This is a genomic window from Arthrobacter cryoconiti (genome assembly GCF_020905375.1).
In the GTDB taxonomy this organism is placed as follows: domain Bacteria; phylum Actinomycetota; class Actinomycetes; order Actinomycetales; family Micrococcaceae; genus Specibacter; species Specibacter cryoconiti.
In genome coordinates, this window is record NZ_JAJJBU010000018.1 from 12,454 (window position 1) to 31,521 (window position 19,068).

Sequence of the window (19,068 nt, forward strand, 5' to 3'; positions counted from 1 at the left end):
GCCCGTTTCCGGTTCTGTGCCGCGTGTGAGAATCCCGGAAAATATCTGTGGTGAGTCGTGCTCGCGCCCCCAACCCACCATCCAATCTTGCACCGACGAGACGTTTACAGCGAACCGCAACCGTTCCCGATAGAACGCTAACAGAAGACGTTTTCACAACCACAGCTTTGTGCGATCAACATTGTTGAACTTCCAACGGCGTGCCCGTGGTAGATGCTGGCCTGACCTCGCTTGCAGATCCGCGCCACCGTCTTTGGGTCGCAGCGAGCTGGGTTCGGGGCTGCGTTCTCACATCCGTTCCTTGCGCTCGGCGTCCTCAACAGCCTGATTCAGACGTGCACGCTCTTTGTCGATCCATTGCTTGCCTGCATAAGCCTGCGCGAATGTTTCAGCGAAGTCGACAGGGTCCTCACCAACTATCTCCCGCACGGGCGTCGCGTCGACCGCTGCGCGTTCCCACAAGTCCGCTAGGTCCCCGAACATCGCGATGAGGGTGTCACCGTCGGTGATGCCCCCGCAATACATCAAGTAACGGTGCATGGCCTTCGCTGTACTGCCGTAGGGCTCCGGGAGCGAATCGATGCGAGTTTTGTCCTGTCTATACTGCTTCTTCTGCTCGAGCGATCCAGTCAAAGATTCCAGCCACTTTGCTGCCATTTCTACTGCCCTTCTTCCTGTGGGTGTTCTTTGCGGGGGTGAAGCTGCTGTATCCGTTCAACGAGGAAGTCCCAGGTCCGCCAGAACCCGCTGAGGTACTCCTCTCCCCGTCCGTTCAGCGAGTAGACCTTGCGCGGTGGTCCTTTCGCTGATGGGACCTTTTCGACGTCCACCAGGCCGCGCCGCTCAAGCCTGACCAGCAACGCGTAGACAGTGCCCTCGACGACGTCGGAGAAGCCCTGTTCTCGCAGCTGGGCTGTGATTTCGTACCCGTAAGCCGGCTGCGTGGCCAGGATCTCAAGCACGATTCCCTCGAGCGTGCCCTTGAGCATCTCGGTCATCTGCTGCTTGTTCATGACGCCCGTCCTCTCCACTACTCAATGACATTGACTACTGCTAGATAGTAACGCGTAGTACCACTAGCTAGCAAGACTGAATAGCGGCTTTTCTACAGTTGATGGATGCAGCAATAAAGAAACACCAGAGCTTTGAGAGCTGCAAACTAGCTCGTCTGCCCAAATCTCACCTCTAACGACCTTGCCGGTGTCGCCCTGACGCGGTAGAAAGAAGTAACCCGTCAGACCGGAGGCAACTATGGGCAAGCTGATATACGGGGCCAACACCTCGCTCGACGGCTATCTTGAGGACGAAACAGGCTCCTTCAGCTGGTCTGTACCGGACGAGGAAGTGCACGCTTTCTGGAACGAACACGAGCGGAACATTGGCACAGCCCTCTATGGTCGCCGCATGTATGAAACGATGCGCGTCTGGGAGAACGACGACTGGCTGACGGCCCAGCCCGCGGTCGTCCGAGAGTACGCGAAGGTCTGGCGCGACGCCGACAAAGTTGTGTACTCGTCGACACTCGCAGGGGTGTCGACGGCGCGTACGAGGATCGAGCGGCAGTTTGAACCGGAGTCGGTGCGACATCTCAAGGAGCTGTCCAGCTCTAATCTGAGCATCGGCGGTGCGACTATCGCGGCGCAGGCGTTCCGTCACGGGCTGGTCGACGAGTGCGTGTTACTCATGTGCCCCGTGCTCGTGGGAGGCGGCAAACCGGCGCTGCCTCTGGGCGTGCGGATCGACCTGGAACTACTGGACCACCGAAGGTTCACCAATGGTGTGATCTACGTCCGCTACGCTATCCACGACCGCGAATGAAGTGATTCAGAGTCGCTTTAGCTGATTGATCCAAGACACGAGCCAAACGCGAGTCACATTGCTCGCGTGAAACGATTGACTAATCCCCTCACTTTAATGAGACTGACGCACATGCCTAAGAATCATGATGAACTCGACGCCGTCCTCCGCCCGCTCGCGGCTCCGACGCGCCCTGCCGTCGGAGAACGGTTGGTGAAGACACCAGCAGCCGTGTCCCAGCCACCCCTAAAGGAGACCTGATATGACCCGCGTTCGCATGGACCTGTTCGTCTCGCTGGATGGCTACACTTCAACTGCAGGCCGATCATCCGAAAATCCGATGGGCGAGGACTGGAACCGCCTCACGGCAGCCTATTCGGCGACCCGCACATTCCACGAACAAGTCGTTGGCGACTCCACCGGCACGACCGGCATCGATAACACCTACGCCGCCGCGTTCTTCCAAGGTGTCGGCGCCGAGATCATGGGCGCAGCCATGTTCGGCCTACACTCGTTCCCCGACGACCCGGACTGGAAAGGATGGTGGGGAAACCAACCGCCTTTCGGCACCCCGGTCTATGTACTCACCCACGCCGCACCGCGTCCGTCGATCCCGATGGCGGGAGAAACGACGTTCCACTTCCGCAGCACCTCCGTCGAGGACGTGCTCATCGAAGCGAGAGAAGCGGCCGGCGGACTGGACGTGCGCGTGGGCGGAGGGATTGGCACCGCGCGCGATTTCCTGCGAGCCAACCTGGTAGATGACCTGCATCTCATGATCACCCCCATCATCCTGGGCCGCGGAACCCGGTTGTGGGACGATCTGCCCGGCCTCGACCGCACCCACAAGGTCACAACGGAAGTCGCCGAGAGCGGTGCCATCCACGTGACCTTCACCCGATAGCACGAACCCACGAGAGCCGAACACTGACTCACCCGCGTCGGCTTCGCCCTGACCTGCGGCCTCAACTCCAACCCCTACGCCGACGCCGAGTTCTATCCGAACCCCAGCGCAGTATGTTCGGAATTTTAGCGATCACGTCGACGGCTAGGAGTGCGTGAGTTCGCTCTTTCGCAAAGCAGCCACAAGATCTTGCTCACGTTTGGCTATCTCAGCGATGCGGCCCGGGCTGGCTGTATTTCTACGCTCTTCTTCGGCCAGGGCCAGTTGCACGATCAATTCCCGAGTCGTGGCCTGACCCAGATCTCCATCTCTTCGCCTGACGCCGCCGTCGGCCTTGATCTTGTTCACGCAAGCAGCCTAATCTTCTAACGCGGCGAACTTCTTCACCCCCAGGGGTGAATTCGTTTGTCCTATAGTGATGGAATGGACAGCCTTCGCATTGCACTGGTGGATGACTACGAGATTGTGCTGCGGGGTTTGGAGACGATGCTGCAGTCCTATGGGGACACCCTGGAAGTCGTGGAACTTGACCTCAATAGCACGGTGGCCAGGCGCGTGGACCTGACGCTGTACGATACGTTTGCAGCAACGCCGGGCGATCGGGAGGATGTGCATGATCTGGCCGCTAATCCTTTGTCCGGCAAAGTAGTGGTCTATTCATGGGATCTCGATGAAACCCGAGTCAGGGCCGCGCTGGCCAACGGCGCCAGCGGGTACCTCTCAAAAGGCCTGCCGGCTGCACAGCTGGTTAGTGCTCTCCACGATATTCACCACGGCGTAGCTCAGGTATTTTATGGCCCTGGCGGCAATGCAAAAACGAGCATCGGCGATTGGCCTGGACGCGAAGAGGGTCTGACCCAACGGGAAGCCGAAGTGCTGGCACTCATCACCCAGGGTCTCAGCAATACCGAGATTGCCGAGAGGGTTCGACTATCAGTCAACACCGTCAAAACGCTCATCCGAAGCTGCTACCGCCGTATCAACGTTGCTAACAGAGCCAACGCGATTATTTGGGGTGTGGACCACGGATTCTTTCCGGACCACAAAAGGATCCCACCACTACGGTAAAACGAGCCCTACCGTCCGGGTCAGGCCAAGGATAGGAACAGCTTTTCTAGGTCCTTCTTGCTCATGCTGGCGTCTTTTTGCGTAATGCACTGTTCTAAGCCTGTGGCGATAATGGCGAATCCTGCGCGGTCCAGGGCTTTAGAAACTGCTGCAAGCTGTGTAACAACTTCCTTGCAGTCCCGGCCCTCTTCCAGCATGCGAGTGACAGCGGCAAGCTGCCCTTGGGCGCGCTTGAGACGGTTAATAACCGGCGTAAGTTCTGTCGGATCGAGTTCCACCGCACGCTCCAAGGCTTGTTGAGTATTTCAACAACTCTATACCCCCAGTGGTATGCGAGTCTCCACCGTGGAGGGACGTTTGACGTCACACTTGCTGCTCGTCATGTCATGATCCTTAGCCAGCCGCATACGCAGCCAATTCATCATTGGGACAATCGTTTGACGCAATGGCTGTGACCAATTCTCCACGGGACAGACGATTGCCCCCTGGAAGGACTAAAGCAGTCCAAAGATACCCCATGGGGTATTATTCTGGAGTTATCCATTCATACCAAGGGAGCAAACAGATGTGCCGTGCAGTGACATGTAAGAAATGTGGAAAGACTACGTGGGCGGGCTGCGGCCAGCATGTTGATCAGGTCATGCGCGGGGTCCGCGCTTCTCAACGCTGCCCGGGCCACGAACAGGAAAATTCCAACGGCAAAGGCTTTTTCGCGAAACTCTTCGGACGCTAGTCACTCCCCCGGTAGGTGCCAACAGACTTGGTCACGTGCAGTGCCCGGCGCCGCGATGATTCATGACCCTCACGCCGTGTATTGGTGCCGCTGCCGTTTGCTGCGTATCCTGCAATCGAGAGCACCATGATGCATCGACGAACACTCCCTTGGAGGACACATGGAAGTTTGGCCCGGAAACGCCTATCCGTTGGGTGCCACGTTTGATGGAACCGGCACCAACTTCTCACTGTTCAGTGAGCATGCAGAGAAAGTTGTGCTGTGTCTGCTCTCCGACGACAAGACGGAGACCCGGATCGACGTGGAAGAAGTCGACGGACACGTTTGGCACTGCTATCTTCCAGAGGTTCAGCCCGGCCAGCAGTACGGTTACCGGGTGCATGGCCCGTACGAGCCTACGAACGGGCTGCGCTTCGACGAGAACAAGCTTCTTTTGGACCCTTATGCCAAATCCATTCACGGACAGATCGACTGGGATCCAGCACTGTTTTCTTACCAGTTTGAGGATCCGCAGACCCGGCAAGAGGAAGATTCCGCGCCGCACACGATGTACAGCGTGGTCATCAATCCTTTCTTCGACTGGGACGGCGACCGGCATTTGCGCATTCCGTACCATGAGTCCATCATTTACGAAGCCCACGTCAAGGGATTGACCCAGCTGCACGAGAAAATCCCGGAAGATCAGCGCGGAACCTACTCCGGGGTCTCCCACCCGGTGATGCTTGAGCATTTCAAGAAACTCGGCGTCACTGCCGTTGAGCTGATGCCCGTTCACCAGTTCGTCAATGACGGGACCCTCGTGGAGAAGGGGCTGAGCAACTATTGGGGCTACAACAGCATCGGCTACTTCGCACCCCAGAACACTTACAGTTCCACGGGTGAGCAGGGAAGCCAGGTACAGGAATTCAAGGCGATGGTCCGGGACCTCCACCGCGCAGGCATCGAGGTCATCCTGGATGTGGTCTATAACCACACCGCCGAAGGCAATCACCTCGGCCCCACCCTGTCGTTTAAAGGCATCGACAACGCAGCCTATTATCGCCTAGTCGAGGATGACCTGCAGTACTACATGGACTACACCGGCACGGGAAATTCGTTGAACGTTCGCCACCCCAACTCGCTTCAGCTGATCATGGATTCGCTGCGTTACTGGGTGACGGAAATGCATGTGGACGGTTTCCGCTTCGATCTGGCCTCCACCCTGGCCCGCGAGTTTTATGAAGTTGACAAACTTTCCACGTTCTTCGAACTCATCCAGCAAGATCCTGTCATCTCTCAAGTCAAACTCATTGCCGAACCGTGGGATGTGGGGCCAGGCGGCTACCAAGTGGGAAATTTTCCACCTCAATGGACGGAATGGAACGGCAAATACCGTGACACTGTTCGTGATTTCTGGCGTGGTGAGCCCTCCACCCTTGGCGAGTTCGCCTCGCGGCTGACAGGTTCAGCGGACCTCTATGAGAAATCCGGGCGACGGCCAGTTGCCTCCATCAACTTCGTCACCGCCCATGACGGCTTCACCCTGCGTGATCTGGTTTCCTACAACGAGAAACACAACGACGCCAACGGTGAGGACAATAACGACGGCGAATCCCACAACCGCTCGTGGAACTGTGGTGCGGAGGGGCCCACCGACGACGAGGCGGTGCTGACGCTGAGGGCCCGCCAACAGCGCAACATCATCGCCACGCTCTTGCTCTCCCAAGGCGTCCCCATGATCCTCCACGGTGACGAACTGGGCCGCTCCCAGCAAGGCAACAACAACACCTACTGCCAGGATTCTTCGCTCAGCTGGATGCACTGGGATTCCGTGGACCAGCCCTTGGTGGAATTCACCGCCATGGTGAGCAAAATCCGCAGCGAACACCCCATCTTTCAGCGCAGCCGCTTCTTGGAGGGCCGGCCGGTCACACGTGGGGACGGCGACGACCTTCCAGACATCATCTGGTTCCGGCCCGATGGTGCCTGCATGCTGCCCGCCGACTGGGACAACGGATTCGGCCGGTGCATTGGTGTCTTCTACAACGGGGACGGCATCCGGGAGAAGGACAGGCGTGGACGCCGCATCACCGACAAGAACTTCCTGCTGATTTTCAACGCCGACGACGGCCCAGTGGACTTCCAGCTCCCCTCCAAGGAACACTCCCCGTTCTGGGAAATCCTCGTTGACACTGCCAGCAGCGGCACAGCGGACCCTGTCCAGGCCGAAACCATGATTGTACTGGAGGCAAAGTCCACCATGGTTCTGCGCGCCTACGCGGGTCCAAAGGAAATCGTGGGCCACTCCGCGGAGGCATCCTTGGCAGCCGCAGCCGCAGCCGGATCTGAAGCCGAATCTGAATCTGAAAGCGAAGCAGAAACCACTGCCGAAACCGCAGCGGACGGAGAATAAGGATGAAGACGCCAGCGTCCACCTACCGGCTGCAGCTCACCCCGGAATTCACCTTGTTCGATGCTGCCAAGACAGTGCCGTACCTGAAGGCGCTGGGCGCAGATTGGGTCTATCTTTCCCCCATCCTGACCTCTGAAAAGGGCTCAACCCACGGGTACGACGTCACCGACCCCGGCAGCGTGGACGTCGAAAGGGGTGGGCCTGACGGATTGCTGGCACTTGCCCATGCCGCCCACTGCGCTGGCCTTGGCGTACTGGTGGACGTGGTACCCAACCACATGGGCGTGGCCACACCGTTCCAGAACCACTGGTGGTGGTCGGTGCTGAAGGAAGGCCGGGATTCGTCCTGGGCCAACGCCTTCGACATCGACTGGGCCGCTGGCCGTGGCCGCGTACGTATCCCGTTACTAGCGGATGACTTCAGTGCAGAGGACCTGGAGATCAAGGCAGGGGAACTTTGCTACTTTGAGCACCGCTTTCCGCTGGCCACCGGCACCTTTTCGCCCGGGGACACTGCCGCAGAAGTCCATGCACGCCAAAACTACGAACTCATCGATTGGCGCCGGGCTGATACAGATTTGAACTACCGCAGGTTTTTCGCTGTCAGTACCCTCGCCGGGGTTCGGGTGGAGAAACCCGCCGTCTTCGACCAGACACATACCGAAATTTTGCGCTGGTTCCGGGAGGGCTTGGTTGACGGCTTGCGGATCGACCATCCCGACGGCCTGGCCGATCCGGAAGGCTACCTGCACCAGCTGCGCCACGCCATTGGCGGAAAATATGTGCTGGTGGAGAAGATCCTGGAACCCGGGGAGTCCCTTCCTCCCGGGTTCGACTGCGAAGGAACCACGGGCTATGACGCATTGGCGGATGTCGACCGGGTTTTTATTGACGACGCCGGCGAGCCCGGACTCGACTCCATCGATGCCTTCTGGCGGGGTGGGAGGTCCCCGGACTATGAGCAGATGATGCACAGGACCAAACGCCGGATCACCGACGGCATCCTGCATGCGGAGATGCTGCGCATGGCCCGTCTGGTGCCTGCGAGCGCGGCACACGGCGTTGAGCATGTGGCCGATGCCCTGTCTGAGATCACCACTGCGTTTCCCGTGTACCGCACCTACCTGCCGGTGGGCGCGGAGATCCTGCGCGCAGCGTGTGCGCTGGCGAGTCAGCGTCGTCCGGAGTTGGCAGAAACCGTGGAGATGCTTTTGCCTTTGCTGCTCGACGCCGGACCGGGCGACCACGCCGAGCTGGGCCGCCGCTTCCAACAAACTTCCGGCATGGTCATGGCCAAGGGTGTGGAGGACACCGCGTTTTTCCGGCACACGCGGCTGGGAACGCTAACTGAGGTGGGCGCTGATCCCACAGAGTTTTCTATTACGTCTGCCCAATTTCATGAGCGCATGCTGACCCGGCTGCAGGAGTTTCCGCTGTCCATGACCACCCTGAGCACCCATGACACTAAACGCAGCGAGGACACGCGGGCCCGGATCAGTGCCCTTGCCGAATTACCCCAGGTGTGGGGGGACTTCCTTGAGGGCGCACAGGAACTCACCCGGTTGCCCGACGGCCCCTTGGCCAACTTGCTCTGGCAGGGCATTGCCGGCGTTTGGCCCGCGGAGCGTGAGCGATTGCATTCCTTCGCCCAAAAGGCGGCCAGGGAGGCTGGCACGTGGACCAGTTGGGCAGATCCCAATGAAAATTATGAGAAGCAGCTTGCACGGGTGGTTGATTCCGCCTTCGACAACCCCCAGGTGCACAGCAACCTCCAGGAACTGGTGGAACTGCTGGATCCCTTGGGTGCCGCCAACTCCCTGTCAGCGAAATTGGTACAGCTGACAATGCCGGGCGTGCCGGACGTTTACCAGGGCACCGAGTTCTGGGATCGCTCTCTAACGGATCCCGACAACCGCCGCCCTGTCGATTTCACGAAACGCCAAGCGCAACTGAAACGCTTGGACGCAGGCGAGCTACCGGCGGCGTACCTACTGGAGGAAACGAAACTGTTGGTGACCTCGCGTGCGCTGCGGCTGCGGCGGGACCGCCCGGAGCTCTTCCACGGATACACTCCCATGTACGCCGAGGGTGCGGCGGCCGAGCATTTACTCGCCTTCAGCCGGGCCGACATGAGCACCAACTCCGATTCCGATTCCAGCATCAACTCCAGCAACGATTCCCGCTCCGACGGTGCACTGACGCTGGCCACCCGGCTGCCGCATGGACTGGAACGCAAGGGCGGCTGGAAGACCACCACACTCGAGCTTGCCGTAGACATGAGCGATGAGCTGACGGGCCGTCACTTCCCACGCGGGAATGCACGTGTCGGAGAGATCCTGCGTAGCTACCCTGTGGCGCTCCTGGTGCCGGCCTCCCCCGCCCAGAGCAGTGCCCAGAGCAGTTCCCATGCGCCGACGCCCAGTCCAGACGCATAGCACCGACGCTTAGCCCCGACGAACAGGAGAACAGTGATGACCTTGCCGGCACAGGGCAGTGAACGCTTTGATGTTTGGGCCCCCAACGCGACAACAGTGACATTGCTGGTGGGCGAGCATGAATTTGCCATGTCCCCGCGTCCGGCGAAAGCGCCCGGGCACGGAGGCTGGTGGACGGCGGCAAGCGCTCCTGCTGACGGGGAGGTGGAGTACGGATACCGTTTGGATGAGGACGCCACGGCTTTGCCGGACCCTCGCTCGCGCCGTCAACCGCACGGCGTCCACGCTCTCTCCACCACCTTTGACCCGACCACCCACATCTGGGCTGACGGGTCATGGCAGGGACGTGAGCTCTCCGGGGCAGTGATTTATGAGCTGCATGTGGGCACTTTCACCGATGAAGGAACCCTGGACGCGGCCGTGGGAAAGCTGGATTACTTGGCGGAGCTGGGCATTGACTTTGTTGAGTTGCTACCCGTCAATGGTTTCAATGGAACGCACAATTGGGGCTATGACGGCGTCCTTTGGTACACGGTCCATGAGGGCTATGGCGGTCCGGCTGCCTACCAGAGATTCGTTGACGCCGCCCATGTCGCGGGCCTTGGCGTCATTCAAGACGTGGTGTACAACCATTTGGGTCCCAGCGGGAATTACCTGCCGCGCTTTGGCCCCTATTTGAAGTCCGACGGCGGAAACAGTTGGGGGGACTCGATCAATCTTGACGGGCCGGGATCCGATACCGTCCGTGACTACATCTTGGACAATGCTGCCCTGTGGTTGCGGGACTACCATGTGGACGGTTTAAGGCTTGATGCAGTGCATGCGCTCAAGGACCAGCGCGCCGTCCACATCCTCGAGGAGTTGGCAGTCCTTGCCGACGCCATCTCTGTGGAGTCCGGGCGCCCCGTGTCCATGATCGCCGAATCCGACCTTAACGATCCGAGGTTGCTGTATCCGCGGTCCGCGAACGGCCTTGGCTTACGCGCCCAATGGAGCGACGACTTCCACCATGCCGTCCATGTCAACGTCAGTGGTGAGACGGCCGGATACTATGCCGATTTCGCCTCTGTTGGAGCGTTGGCAAAGGTTCTTCAGAAGGGCTTTTTCCATAACGGCAGCTATTCCAGTTTCCGTGGCCGCCACCATGGCAGGGATATCAAGGCTGGCCTGGCGCATCCCTCGGCGCTGGTGGTCTGCTGCCAGAATCACGACCAAATTGGAAACCGCGCGGCCGGTGACAGGCTTTCCCAGACGCTTAGCTACGGCCAGCTTGCCGTCGCAGCCGTTGCCACTTTAGCTTCACCGTTCACCCCCATGCTGTTCATGGGCGAAGAGTACGGGGCCACCACGCCGTGGCAGTTTTTCACCTCCCACCCCGAACCGGAACTGGCTAAAGCAACCGCCGAGGGACGCATCAAGGAATTTGAACGCATGGGCTGGGATCCGAATTTGGTGCCGGACCCGCAGGACCCGCAAACGTTCCTGCGCTCCAAACTGAACTGGTCACAAACTCACGAAGGTTCCCATGGAAGACTGCTGGACTTATACCGGCGTCTGATTGCTCTTCGGCGGCTCACCCCGGCCCTCAGCGAACCGGTTTTTTCCGACACCACGGTTGACTTCGACGACCAAGCCCACTGGCTGGTGCTGCACAGGGGCGGGATTGATGTGGCGCTGAACTTCGCCCCGGATGAAGCTCACCTGCCTGTCCAGGGAAAGGATCTCTTGCTCGTTACGGATGAAGGGGCCCAGTTACTTTCCGGGGCTCCCGGCACCCTGCTGACGCTTCCCGGCCACAGCGCCGCCATCATAAAATAGTCTTTTCCCTATAGCCATGCTTCTCTCGCCAGCTACGAAGGATCCTTGCATGCCTTTCACTGCTCTACCGTTGCTGCCCCGCCCTGTTCACGAGGAACAAATGCCCGGTGAGTTCATGCTGACCGCCCAAACCACTCTTTCCCACCACCCCGGTCTTGAATCCGTGGCGATCAGCTTGCAGAATTCTCTGCGTTCGGCCACCGGATTCCCTGTCCCGGTCGACGTCGAACAGGGCAACATTTCTCTCCTCCTTGACCCCGGGCTGGGTGAGTCTGAGTACAGCGTGTCGATTTCCCCCAACACGGTTGAAATCCTCGGTGGTGATGCTGCTGGTGTCTTTTATGGGTGCCAGACATTTCTTCAATTGCTGCCAGCAGCGATTTTTCGCTCTGCACCCGTTGCCAATGTGCAGTGGAGCGCGCCGGCGTGCCACATTGCTGACAAGCCACGCTTTGGGTGGCGCGGGATCATGCTTGACGTTGTCCGGCATTTCCTGCCGAAGCGTGAAATCTTCCGCTTCATCGATCTCATGGCCATGCATAAGCTCAACACTTTGCATCTGCATCTCAGCGATGACCAGGGCTGGCGTGTGGAAATATTGCGGTACCCGAAGTTGACTCAGATTGGTGCCTGGCGCCGGGAAACCCAGGTTGGCGCTGGTGCCAATGCCGGAGCCGATGGCAGGCCCCATGGTGGCTACTACACCCAAGGCGACATTCGCGAGATCGTAGCGTACGCAAGGTTGCGCTTCATTGACGTGGTGCCGGAAATCGAAACCCCAGGCCACGTCCAAGCAGCCCTTGCGGCCTACCCCGAGCTAGGCGTCACGGACCAAACTTTGGAGGTTTATACACGGTGGGGAATCAACTACAACGTGCTCAACGTCGAAGATTCCACGGTGGAATTCTTCAACAACGTCTTTGACGAGATCATGGACATTTTCCCCGGTAAGTACATTGGGGTTGGTGGGGATGAATGCCCCAAGGATCAGTGGCGCAACGATCCTCGATCGTTGGAACGCATGGCAGATCTGGGCCTAAACCGCGTGGAGGATCTCCAGAGCTGGTTCATCGCGCAAATGGAGACGCATATTTCTGCCCATGGACGGCGCATCTTTGGATGGGATGAAATCCTGGAAGGGGAACTGGCGCCCACAGCTACGGTGGCTTCCTGGCGGGGCATGACCGGAGCCCGCAGCGCGGCCCGGCGAGGCCATGACGTGGTCTGCTGCCCAGATGACCTTGCCTACTTCGATTACCGGCAGTCGCTGCTGCCCTCCGAGCCCATCCCCGTCTCCATTCCGCTGGGCGTGGCGGAGGTCTATGGCTTTGATCCGGTTCCGCATGGTCTGAGCCCCGAACAGGCGCTTCATATTCTGGGTGGGCAAGCTAATTTATGGACGGAGCACATCGATTCCGCCCGCATGCTGGACTACATGGCATTTCCACGCCTGTGCGCCATGGCCGAGGTTTTATGGGCCACGGGCGAAAAAGATCTAGCGGCGTTTACCCCTCGTTTGGAGGCGCATTTGGCCAGGTTGGACGCCGTCGGCGTGGAATACCGGCAAGCGGAGGGGCCACTGCCATGGCAGCAACGCCCGGGCGTCAAAGGACGGCCCGAAACCCATCAAGAGCGAGCAGCGCTCATTGCCAAACTCGTTGCCTCAATCAAAAGCTCTCCTGATGATGACCTCAGCTAGATGGTCTCAGCTAAGAATTTCAACGCGAATGCTTCAGCTAAGCACTCCAGGGAAGTAGCCTAGGTCTATTCACGCGCATGCCCAGATCGAACGTCATCTCAAAAGGCTGGTACAACTATGAGTCGCAAGGTCACAGCTCACCTGTTCAACTCCCTTAACGGCGTCGTGGAAAGCCCAAACCTGTGGCAATATGACTCGTTTGGAGCCGAGGAAGCGGCGGTGATGACGGATGTGATCACCCCTGTCACCGACGTCGTCATCGGGAGGAAGCTCTGGCAGGAGTGGTCGCAGTACTGGCCGGACGCCACGGATCCGTTCGGCGAATGGATCAACCCGGTTCGCAAGCATGTCATCTCAGCGACGTTGCCTGAGGAGTTGCCGTGGAATAGTACTCGGATCACCGGCGACCCAGCGCACTATGTGAGGAATCTACGCGAGCACGGTGAGGGCGGCATCATCGTCAGTGGCGGAATCGAGACGGTCCGCTCACTGTTCCTGCAGCGCCTCATCGATGAGCTCATCCTGACCACACACCCGGTAGTCACCAACCAAGGCCGGCGGCTCTTTGATGAGAGCGTGCCAGCCACCCGACTCCAACTCCTCAACGCCACATCAACCGCAGCGGGAAACGTGATTATGCATTACGCGCTCCGCCCCGCTGACTGAAACGTCCAGTATTTGCCCCGCGGCTCAGCTCCCAGCGACGATGTTGACCAGCCAGTCCACTCCGAACTTGTCAACGCACATGCCGAAGGTATCTCCCCACATGGACTTCTCCAACGGCATGGACACGGCGTCGCCGTCGCTGAGTTGATCCCAGTAACCGCGTAATTGGGCTTCGTCGTCACCGTTGAGCGAGACCGAAAAATTGTTGCCCGGCGTGAAAGCCATGCTCTTGGGTTTATCGGAGCCCATCAAGGCCAGTCCGCCTTCAGTCGTCAAGGCACCGTGCATGATCAAGTCAGCCTCGGCAGGGTCTTCGGACGCGTGAAAGTCCGCGAAGGTGCTCAGGGTGAGTTCGCCGCCGAATACCGAGTGGTAGAACTCCATGGCTTCGCGCGCATTGCCGCAAAAATTGATGTACGGGCTGAGTTGGGTGGCCATAGTTATGCTCACTTTCGGTGTTGACGCCATATTTATTTGGCGTTCGGTGGAGCGCGCTTTAGCTAAATTATGGACCATACGTAGCCAAGGTACTAGTGGCAATGATAAAAGCACTAAAGCGTCTTGTTGCCCCCTCCGGACTGTGCCATGCTGTGAAGATTCGACGAGGAGAAACCATGCAAAGAATCGTGCCCAACGTGTGGTGTCAAGGTAATGCTGACGATGCTGGCAGCTTCTATGCGGCGATACTCCCTGACGCGTCCGCGGAGGTCGTTGCCTCTTACCCAACGGAGAATATCCCTGATTTTCAACGCGAACTAGCCGGTAAGACCCTCGTCGTTGATGTGAGCGTCAGCGGGTACCGGATTCGCCTGATCAATGCCGGAAGCGAGTACCGTCCCACACCAGCGTTGTCTTTCATTGTGAATATGGACCCTTTGCTGTTCGACGGCGGTGAAGAGGAAGCGCGGGCCCGCATCGCTCGCATGTGGGGTGCTTTTCTGGATGGCGGTGAGGAACGCATGCCGCTGGGCGAGTATCCGCACAGCAAGCTCTACGGTTGGGTTGAGGACCGCTTTGGTGTCAACTGGCAGTTGATGCTTACCGATCCTGCTGGTGAGCCCCGACCCCTGATCATTCCCCAATTCCTGTTCACGGGGCCCGCCCCGCAAGCGCAGGCGGCAATCGACTTTTACACCGCTCTGTTGCCGGACTCAGCACTCGGGATGTTCATTGCCGGACCGGAAGAAACCGGGGGCGTCCTCTTCGCAGAGTTCACCCTTGCCGGCCAATGGTTCTCCGCAATGGATGCCGGTGCGGGCCATGATTTTTCCTTCACGCCGGGACTCTCGCTGGAGGTTGACTGCACCGAGCAAGAACAGATCGATGCATTGTGGGATGCCCTCAGTACAGTGCCAGAAGCCGAGCAATGCGGTTGGTTAGTGGACCAATTTGGGGTCAGTTGGCAGATCGTGCCCGAGAACATGGGTTCCCTCATGCAACACCCCGGCGCATACCAGCGGATGCTCTCCATGAAGAAAATCATCATCGCCGACTTGTGAAGAGTGGATGCCACGCCGAAAACGGTGGCTTGAGGGAAACTTCCACTGCGAACAGCAATCGCCTAGTGTTTTAGCTGTGATACCTTCCGACGACGCCACGCACCAGTTCCCAGCTTTCGACGACCCCTCCGACGGTTATGTCCGCGTCCGAGGAGCCCGAGAAAACAATTTAAAGGACGTCGACGTCGATGTTCCCCGCGACGCGATCGTCGCCTTTACGGGAATCTCCGGCAGTGGGAAGTCCTCCTTGGCCTTCGGGACCATTTTTGCCGAAGCTCAACGCCGGTATTTCGAGTCGGTGGCACCTTATGCCCGCCGTCTGATCCAACAGGGCAACACGCCGGACGTAGACGCTATCACCGGGCTCCCGCCCGCCGTCGCCCTGCAGCAGCGACGCGGAACACCCAGCACCCGATCCTCAGTGGGCACGCTCACCACCTTGTCGAACTCCTTACGCATGCTCTTCTCCCGGGCTGGGGACTACCCAGCGGGTGCCGGCATCCTGTACTCGGATTCCTTCTCCCCCAACACCGTGACCGGGGCGTGCCCGGTCTGCCACGGCTTAGGCATTGCCCATGCTGTCAGCGCCGATCTGCTGGTTCCTGATCCACAGCTGTCCATCCGTGAAGGCGCCGTCGCCGCATGGCCGGGCGCTTGGCAAGCCAAGAACCTGCGCGACATCCTCACCCATCTTGGCTACGACGTCGACCTGCCTTGGAATGAACTGCCGCCCGAGCAGCAGGACTGGATTCTCTTTACTGAGGAACAGCCTGTGGTGGAAGTAACGCCCCAGCGGGACCGCGTGGCGAAACCCTACAAAGGCAAGTTTTGGAGCGCGCGCAGCCACGTTCTGCATACCCTGGCTGATTCCAAGAGCGCGCCGATGCGCGAACGCGCGCTGGCCTTTATGCACTCCGGGCCCTGCCCAAGCTGCGGCGGCAGTGGCCTAAAACCCGAAGCCCTGGCCGTGACCATCGCTGGGCGAAACATTGCCGCCATGAACGCGCTGTCCCTGACGGACTTGGCTGATGTGCTGCGGCCCATCGCGGTTGCCGGAGGCGGAGAAGACGGGAGCCGGGACGCCGTCGCCGCAGCGATCTCCAAAGACCTCCTCCAACGCGTGAATGTGCTGACGGATTTGGGGCTTGGCTACCTGAGCTTGGGTCGCTCCACGCCCACCCTATCCCCCGGTGAGATGCAGCGGCTGCGGATCGCCACGCAACTGCGGTCAGGACTTTTCGGGGTTATATATGTGCTGGATGAGCCGTCCGCCGGACTGCACCCCGCGGACGCCGAACCACTGTTGGAAGTGCTGGAGCAGCTGAAAGCCTCGGGCAATTCCGTGTTCGTGGTCGAACACAATATGGACGTGGTGCGCAAGGCTGACTGGTTAGTGGATGTGGGACCGCAAGCGGGCGAAAATGGTGGGCGCATACTCTACAGTGGCCCGGTCGCGGGGCTGGCGCAGGTAGAGGAGTCGGTGACCCGTCCGTTTTTGCTGGGCACAGCCTCGCCTTCCGAATCGCTAACGTCCGGCAAGCGTTCACATCAGCCGGGCGGTGCTGGGGCTGACGGTACCGGAGCGAGCGGCGGTGATGTCGGCGGTGCTGGTGCTGAACTTGACCCGGCACCACGACGTCGGGCTGCGCTGGGTTGGGTGGCGATGACGGGCGTCAGCTTGCACAACTTGGAAAACGTTGACGCGAACGTGCCGCTGGGCATCCTGACAGCGATCACCGGGGTCTCCGGCTCCGGCAAATCGAGCTTGCTGCAGGTGGTGTCGAAAGCAGCCGGATCACACGTGCACACAGCTGAGTTGAATCCTTCGCACAAGGATGACCCGACGCCGGATGCGGCCGAGGCTCCGGGCGGAGCCGTTGTGGCCCAGATTGACGGGCTGGAACTTTTGGACCGCTTGGTTCAAGTCGATCAGCGCCCAATCGGGCGGACACCGCGATCCAATTTGGCAACATATACGGGCATGTTTGACGCCGTTCGTCGGGAATTTGCGGCAACAGAGGGAGCCCGGGCACGCGGATTCGGGGCGGGACGGTTTTCGTTTAACGTAGCCGGCGGACGGTGTGAAGTCTGCCTCGGAGAAGGTTCAGTAGCGGTGGAGCTCTTGTTCCTGCCCGGTAGCTATGGGCCCTGCCCGGCCTGTCACGGTTCACGCTTCAACGACGCAACCCTTGAGGTCGAATACCACGGCAAGAACATCGCCGAAGTCTTGACGCTGAGTGTGGAAACAGCGGCAGACTTCCTTGCGGACATTCCTGCAGCAGCACGCAGTCTGGCCACCCTGCGTGAGGTGGGACTGGGCTATCTTCGCTTGGGTCAACCCGCAACCGAACTATCCGGCGGGGAAGCCCAGCGCATCAAATTGGCCACCGAGCTCCAACGAGCCCGCCGCGGCCACACCCTCTATCTTTTGGATGAACCAACCACCGGACTTCACCCGTCCGATGTGCGGTTGTTAATGCACCAGCTCAACCGTCTGGTAGATGCCGGAAACACCGTGGTGGTGGTCGAACACGATATGGATGTTGCCGCTGCCGCTGACTGGGTCATTGATCTAGGTCCCTCAGGCGGGGCCGACGGCGGGCGCATCATGGCAGCCGGCACACCCGAAGACGTGGCCGCAAATAGCGCGAGCCGCACTGCACCGTATTTGTTGAAAGCTCTAGCGCCTCACTAAGTCCTTGAGGAGCTGAAGTTTTTAGAGGAGCGGGCGCAGCGGAACCAGAACCACTTCGCTGAACCGGGCCAGCGGGGACCGGTGCTGCCATTCCTTTATGGTCAGTTCTTTCGAGTTCTTGCTGTCAAATTCGAATATTTTCTGCATATCCGAGGCAAAATCCTCGTCATGGATTTCCAGATTTATCTCGTAATTGCCCGTCAGGCTCAGCCGGTCAATATTGGCACTGCCTACCGTTGACCAACTGCCATCGATGGTGGCTGTCTTGGCATGGATCATGGCATTGCGGTACAGAAGAATGGTCACGCCATCCTCCAGCAAGGAACGGTAGAACCCGCGGGACAGCCAGTCAGAGAGAACGTGGTTTGAATCCTCAGGGAGGATGATTCGAACATCCACACCACGCCGGCTAGCTGCCAGCAGGGCCTTAAGAATCTGCTGGTCCGGGATGAAATATGCCATGGTCACGTAAATGTGGTCCTGCGCCCTGGCAATAGCGTCAAGATAGACCCCGCGGATGGGATAAACAAGATTCGCCGGGATATTGTTTACCGCACGGATCCTCGGTTCCCACACCTCCGGACTGGTCTGGGGAATCTTCGGGGTGGATTTGGAAGCGTTCTTGTTCCACACGTTCGCAAATGCTTGACGGAGATCCCAAACTGAGGGTCCCACTAACCGCAGATGAGTGTCCCGCCATTCAGTGGCGTACAGGGAACCGATGTTGTAGCCGCCCACAAACCCGATCTGATCGTCCACCACCAGAAGCTTGCGATGGTCCAGTCCAGTACTACGGACGGTGTTAACAAGCATCGCGGTGCGGACCACGGGGAAACGGTAAACGTGAACATCCGGATGGAATTGAAAAAAGGATCGCGGCACCACCAAGTTGGCGAAGCCGTCGTAGATGACATAAACATCCACTCCACGCGCCGCTGCTTCATTGATCGCGCTCTTGAACCGCTGTCCGGTTTCGTCGTTTTTCCAGATAAACGTTTCAATCAGAATGGTATCTTTTGCTTCGCGAATCGCCTCAAGCATGTCTGTGTAGAGATCGGCCCCGAAAGTGTAGGTCGTCAGCTCCGTGTCAGAGACCTTCTTGTCAAAGATGCCAGGATGCGGGAAGCCTTTGCGCTTGCTCCGACCCTTTTTCTTGACCATGTCCAGGACCACAAGTCCGGCGATCACCGCCCCTTGAACCGCGGCAAAAGCCAACATCAAACGCACAAGGGTCTTTCCGGCGACCTCAGCAACGGGCTCGGGGTGCAATTCTTCCATGCAGAAAGTCTAGCGGTTACTGGCCGAATCAAAGGTGCGAAACGTGCACCTAGACTCGCCCACATTCAAGGTACTGCGAGATCA

At 59.1% G+C, this 19,068-nt stretch carries 17 protein-coding genes; 11 read left to right on the top strand and 6 right to left on the bottom strand.

The features are described from left to right. Positions 1–288: 288 nt before the first annotated feature. Complete coding sequence (locus LOH53_RS09710; RefSeq protein WP_230067543.1) at positions 289–657, bottom strand: DUF1048 domain-containing protein; 369 nt, start codon at positions 655–657, stop codon at positions 289–291. A 2-nt stretch (positions 658–659) separates the two neighbouring features. Further along, positions 660–1,013, bottom strand: a complete 354-nt coding sequence (locus tag LOH53_RS09715) for a PadR family transcriptional regulator (RefSeq protein ID WP_230067544.1) — start codon at positions 1,011–1,013, stop codon at positions 660–662. A 238-nt stretch (positions 1,014–1,251) separates the two neighbouring features. Between LOH53_RS09715 and LOH53_RS09720 the strand changes: the two genes are divergently transcribed. The 3 genes from LOH53_RS09720 (at position 1,252) to LOH53_RS09725 (ending at position 2,701) form a co-directional block, all read left to right on the top strand. Further along, positions 1,252–1,818 (top strand): dihydrofolate reductase family protein, encoded by a 567-nt coding sequence (locus tag LOH53_RS09720; protein WP_230067545.1) that lies wholly within the window; start codon positions 1,252–1,254, stop codon positions 1,816–1,818. A 111-nt stretch (positions 1,819–1,929) separates the two neighbouring features. Continuing rightward, positions 1,930–2,058, top strand: a complete 129-nt coding sequence (locus tag LOH53_RS16825) for a hypothetical protein (RefSeq protein ID WP_268251083.1) — start codon at positions 1,930–1,932, stop codon at positions 2,056–2,058. Position 2,059: 1 nt separating this feature from the next. Further along, the gene (locus LOH53_RS09725; protein ID WP_230067546.1) at positions 2,060–2,701 is read left to right on the top strand and encodes a dihydrofolate reductase family protein; all 642 of its coding nucleotides are present in this window, start codon (positions 2,060–2,062) and stop codon (positions 2,699–2,701) included. Positions 2,702–2,845: 144 nt separating this feature from the next. On the opposite strand, the gene LOH53_RS09730 is transcribed toward LOH53_RS09725, so the two are convergent. Continuing rightward, positions 2,846–3,049 carry a hypothetical protein gene (locus LOH53_RS09730; protein ID WP_230067547.1) on the bottom strand — a complete coding sequence of 68 codons (204 nt, stop codon included), beginning with the start codon at positions 3,047–3,049 and terminating at the stop codon, positions 2,846–2,848. 75 nt (positions 3,050–3,124) lie between these two features. On the opposite strand from LOH53_RS09730, the gene LOH53_RS09735 reads away from it, so the two are divergent. Continuing rightward, positions 3,125–3,769, top strand: coding sequence for a response regulator transcription factor (locus LOH53_RS09735; protein ID WP_230067548.1), 645 nt, complete (start codon positions 3,125–3,127; stop codon positions 3,767–3,769). A 20-nt stretch (positions 3,770–3,789) separates the two neighbouring features. Here the strand turns inward: LOH53_RS09735 and LOH53_RS09740 are convergent, their stop codons facing one another. After that, on the bottom strand, positions 3,790–4,047 hold the full coding sequence (locus tag LOH53_RS09740) for a metal-sensitive transcriptional regulator (protein WP_230067549.1): 258 nt from the start codon (positions 4,045–4,047) through the stop codon (positions 3,790–3,792). 615 nt (positions 4,048–4,662) lie between these two features. Here LOH53_RS09740 and glgX point away from each other — a divergent pair. From glgX to LOH53_RS09765, 5 genes are all read left to right on the top strand, one after another. Next, positions 4,663–6,894: a glycogen debranching protein GlgX gene (gene glgX, locus LOH53_RS09745; RefSeq protein ID WP_230067550.1), complete on the top strand. Its 2,232-nt coding sequence runs from the start codon at positions 4,663–4,665 to the stop codon at positions 6,892–6,894. Positions 6,895–6,896: 2 nt separating this feature from the next. Then, positions 6,897–9,329, top strand: a complete 2,433-nt coding sequence (gene treY / locus LOH53_RS09750) for a malto-oligosyltrehalose synthase (protein WP_230067551.1) — start codon at positions 6,897–6,899, stop codon at positions 9,327–9,329. Between the two features lie 36 nt (positions 9,330–9,365). Continuing rightward, entirely contained in the window at positions 9,366–11,147 is a 1,782-nt protein-coding gene (gene treZ / locus LOH53_RS09755) for a malto-oligosyltrehalose trehalohydrolase (protein WP_230067552.1), read from the top strand. A gap of 49 nt (positions 11,148–11,196) precedes the next feature. Next, a complete protein-coding gene (locus tag LOH53_RS09760) occupies positions 11,197–12,846 on the top strand; it encodes a beta-N-acetylhexosaminidase (RefSeq protein WP_230067553.1) in 1,650 nt (549 codons plus the stop codon). 117 nt (positions 12,847–12,963) lie between these two features. Beyond that, positions 12,964–13,512, top strand: a complete 549-nt coding sequence (locus LOH53_RS09765) for a dihydrofolate reductase family protein (protein WP_230067554.1) — start codon at positions 12,964–12,966, stop codon at positions 13,510–13,512. 24 nt (positions 13,513–13,536) lie between these two features. On the opposite strand, the gene LOH53_RS09770 is transcribed toward LOH53_RS09765, so the two are convergent. After that, entirely contained in the window at positions 13,537–13,950 is a 414-nt protein-coding gene (locus LOH53_RS09770; protein ID WP_230067555.1) for a VOC family protein, read from the bottom strand. A 101-nt stretch (positions 13,951–14,051) separates the two neighbouring features. Between LOH53_RS09770 and LOH53_RS09775 the strand changes: the two genes are divergently transcribed. Together LOH53_RS09775 and LOH53_RS09780 are read left to right on the top strand one after the other, a co-directional pair. Next, complete coding sequence (locus LOH53_RS09775; protein ID WP_230067556.1) at positions 14,052–15,011, top strand: VOC family protein; 960 nt, start codon at positions 14,052–14,054, stop codon at positions 15,009–15,011. A 76-nt stretch (positions 15,012–15,087) separates the two neighbouring features. Next, complete coding sequence (locus LOH53_RS09780; RefSeq protein ID WP_230067557.1) at positions 15,088–17,706, top strand: excinuclease ABC subunit UvrA; 2,619 nt, start codon at positions 15,088–15,090, stop codon at positions 17,704–17,706. Positions 17,707–17,727: 21 nt separating this feature from the next. Here the strand turns inward: LOH53_RS09780 and LOH53_RS09785 are convergent, their stop codons facing one another. Then, positions 17,728–18,984 carry a phospholipase D-like domain-containing protein gene (locus tag LOH53_RS09785; protein WP_230067558.1) on the bottom strand — a complete coding sequence of 419 codons (1,257 nt, stop codon included), beginning with the start codon at positions 18,982–18,984 and terminating at the stop codon, positions 17,728–17,730. Positions 18,985–19,068: the final 84 nt, after the last annotated feature.

Coding starts and splice junctions, on each gene's coding strand:
- LOH53_RS09760 (WP_230067553.1), top strand. CDS start 11,197: ATGCCTTTCACTGCTCTACCGTTGCTGCCCCGCCCTGTTCACGAGGAA.
- glgX (WP_230067550.1), top strand. CDS start 4,663: ATGGAAGTTTGGCCCGGAAACGCCTATCCGTTGGGTGCCACGTTTGAT.
- LOH53_RS09770 (WP_230067555.1), bottom strand. CDS start 13,950: ATGGCCACCCAACTCAGCCCGTACATCAATTTTTGCGGCAATGCGCGC.
- treZ (WP_230067552.1), top strand. CDS start 9,366: ATGACCTTGCCGGCACAGGGCAGTGAACGCTTTGATGTTTGGGCCCCC.
- LOH53_RS09785 (WP_230067558.1), bottom strand. CDS start 18,984: ATGGAAGAATTGCACCCCGAGCCCGTTGCTGAGGTCGCCGGAAAGACC.
- LOH53_RS09715 (WP_230067544.1), bottom strand. CDS start 1,013: ATGAACAAGCAGCAGATGACCGAGATGCTCAAGGGCACGCTCGAGGGA.
- LOH53_RS09720 (WP_230067545.1), top strand. CDS start 1,252: ATGGGCAAGCTGATATACGGGGCCAACACCTCGCTCGACGGCTATCTT.
- LOH53_RS09710 (WP_230067543.1), bottom strand. CDS start 657: ATGGCAGCAAAGTGGCTGGAATCTTTGACTGGATCGCTCGAGCAGAAG.
- treY (WP_230067551.1), top strand. CDS start 6,897: ATGAAGACGCCAGCGTCCACCTACCGGCTGCAGCTCACCCCGGAATTC.
- LOH53_RS09735 (WP_230067548.1), top strand. CDS start 3,125: ATGGACAGCCTTCGCATTGCACTGGTGGATGACTACGAGATTGTGCTG.
- LOH53_RS09725 (WP_230067546.1), top strand. CDS start 2,060: ATGACCCGCGTTCGCATGGACCTGTTCGTCTCGCTGGATGGCTACACT.
- LOH53_RS09765 (WP_230067554.1), top strand. CDS start 12,964: ATGAGTCGCAAGGTCACAGCTCACCTGTTCAACTCCCTTAACGGCGTC.
- LOH53_RS09775 (WP_230067556.1), top strand. CDS start 14,052: ATGATAAAAGCACTAAAGCGTCTTGTTGCCCCCTCCGGACTGTGCCAT.
- LOH53_RS16825 (WP_268251083.1), top strand. CDS start 1,930: ATGCCTAAGAATCATGATGAACTCGACGCCGTCCTCCGCCCGCTCGCG.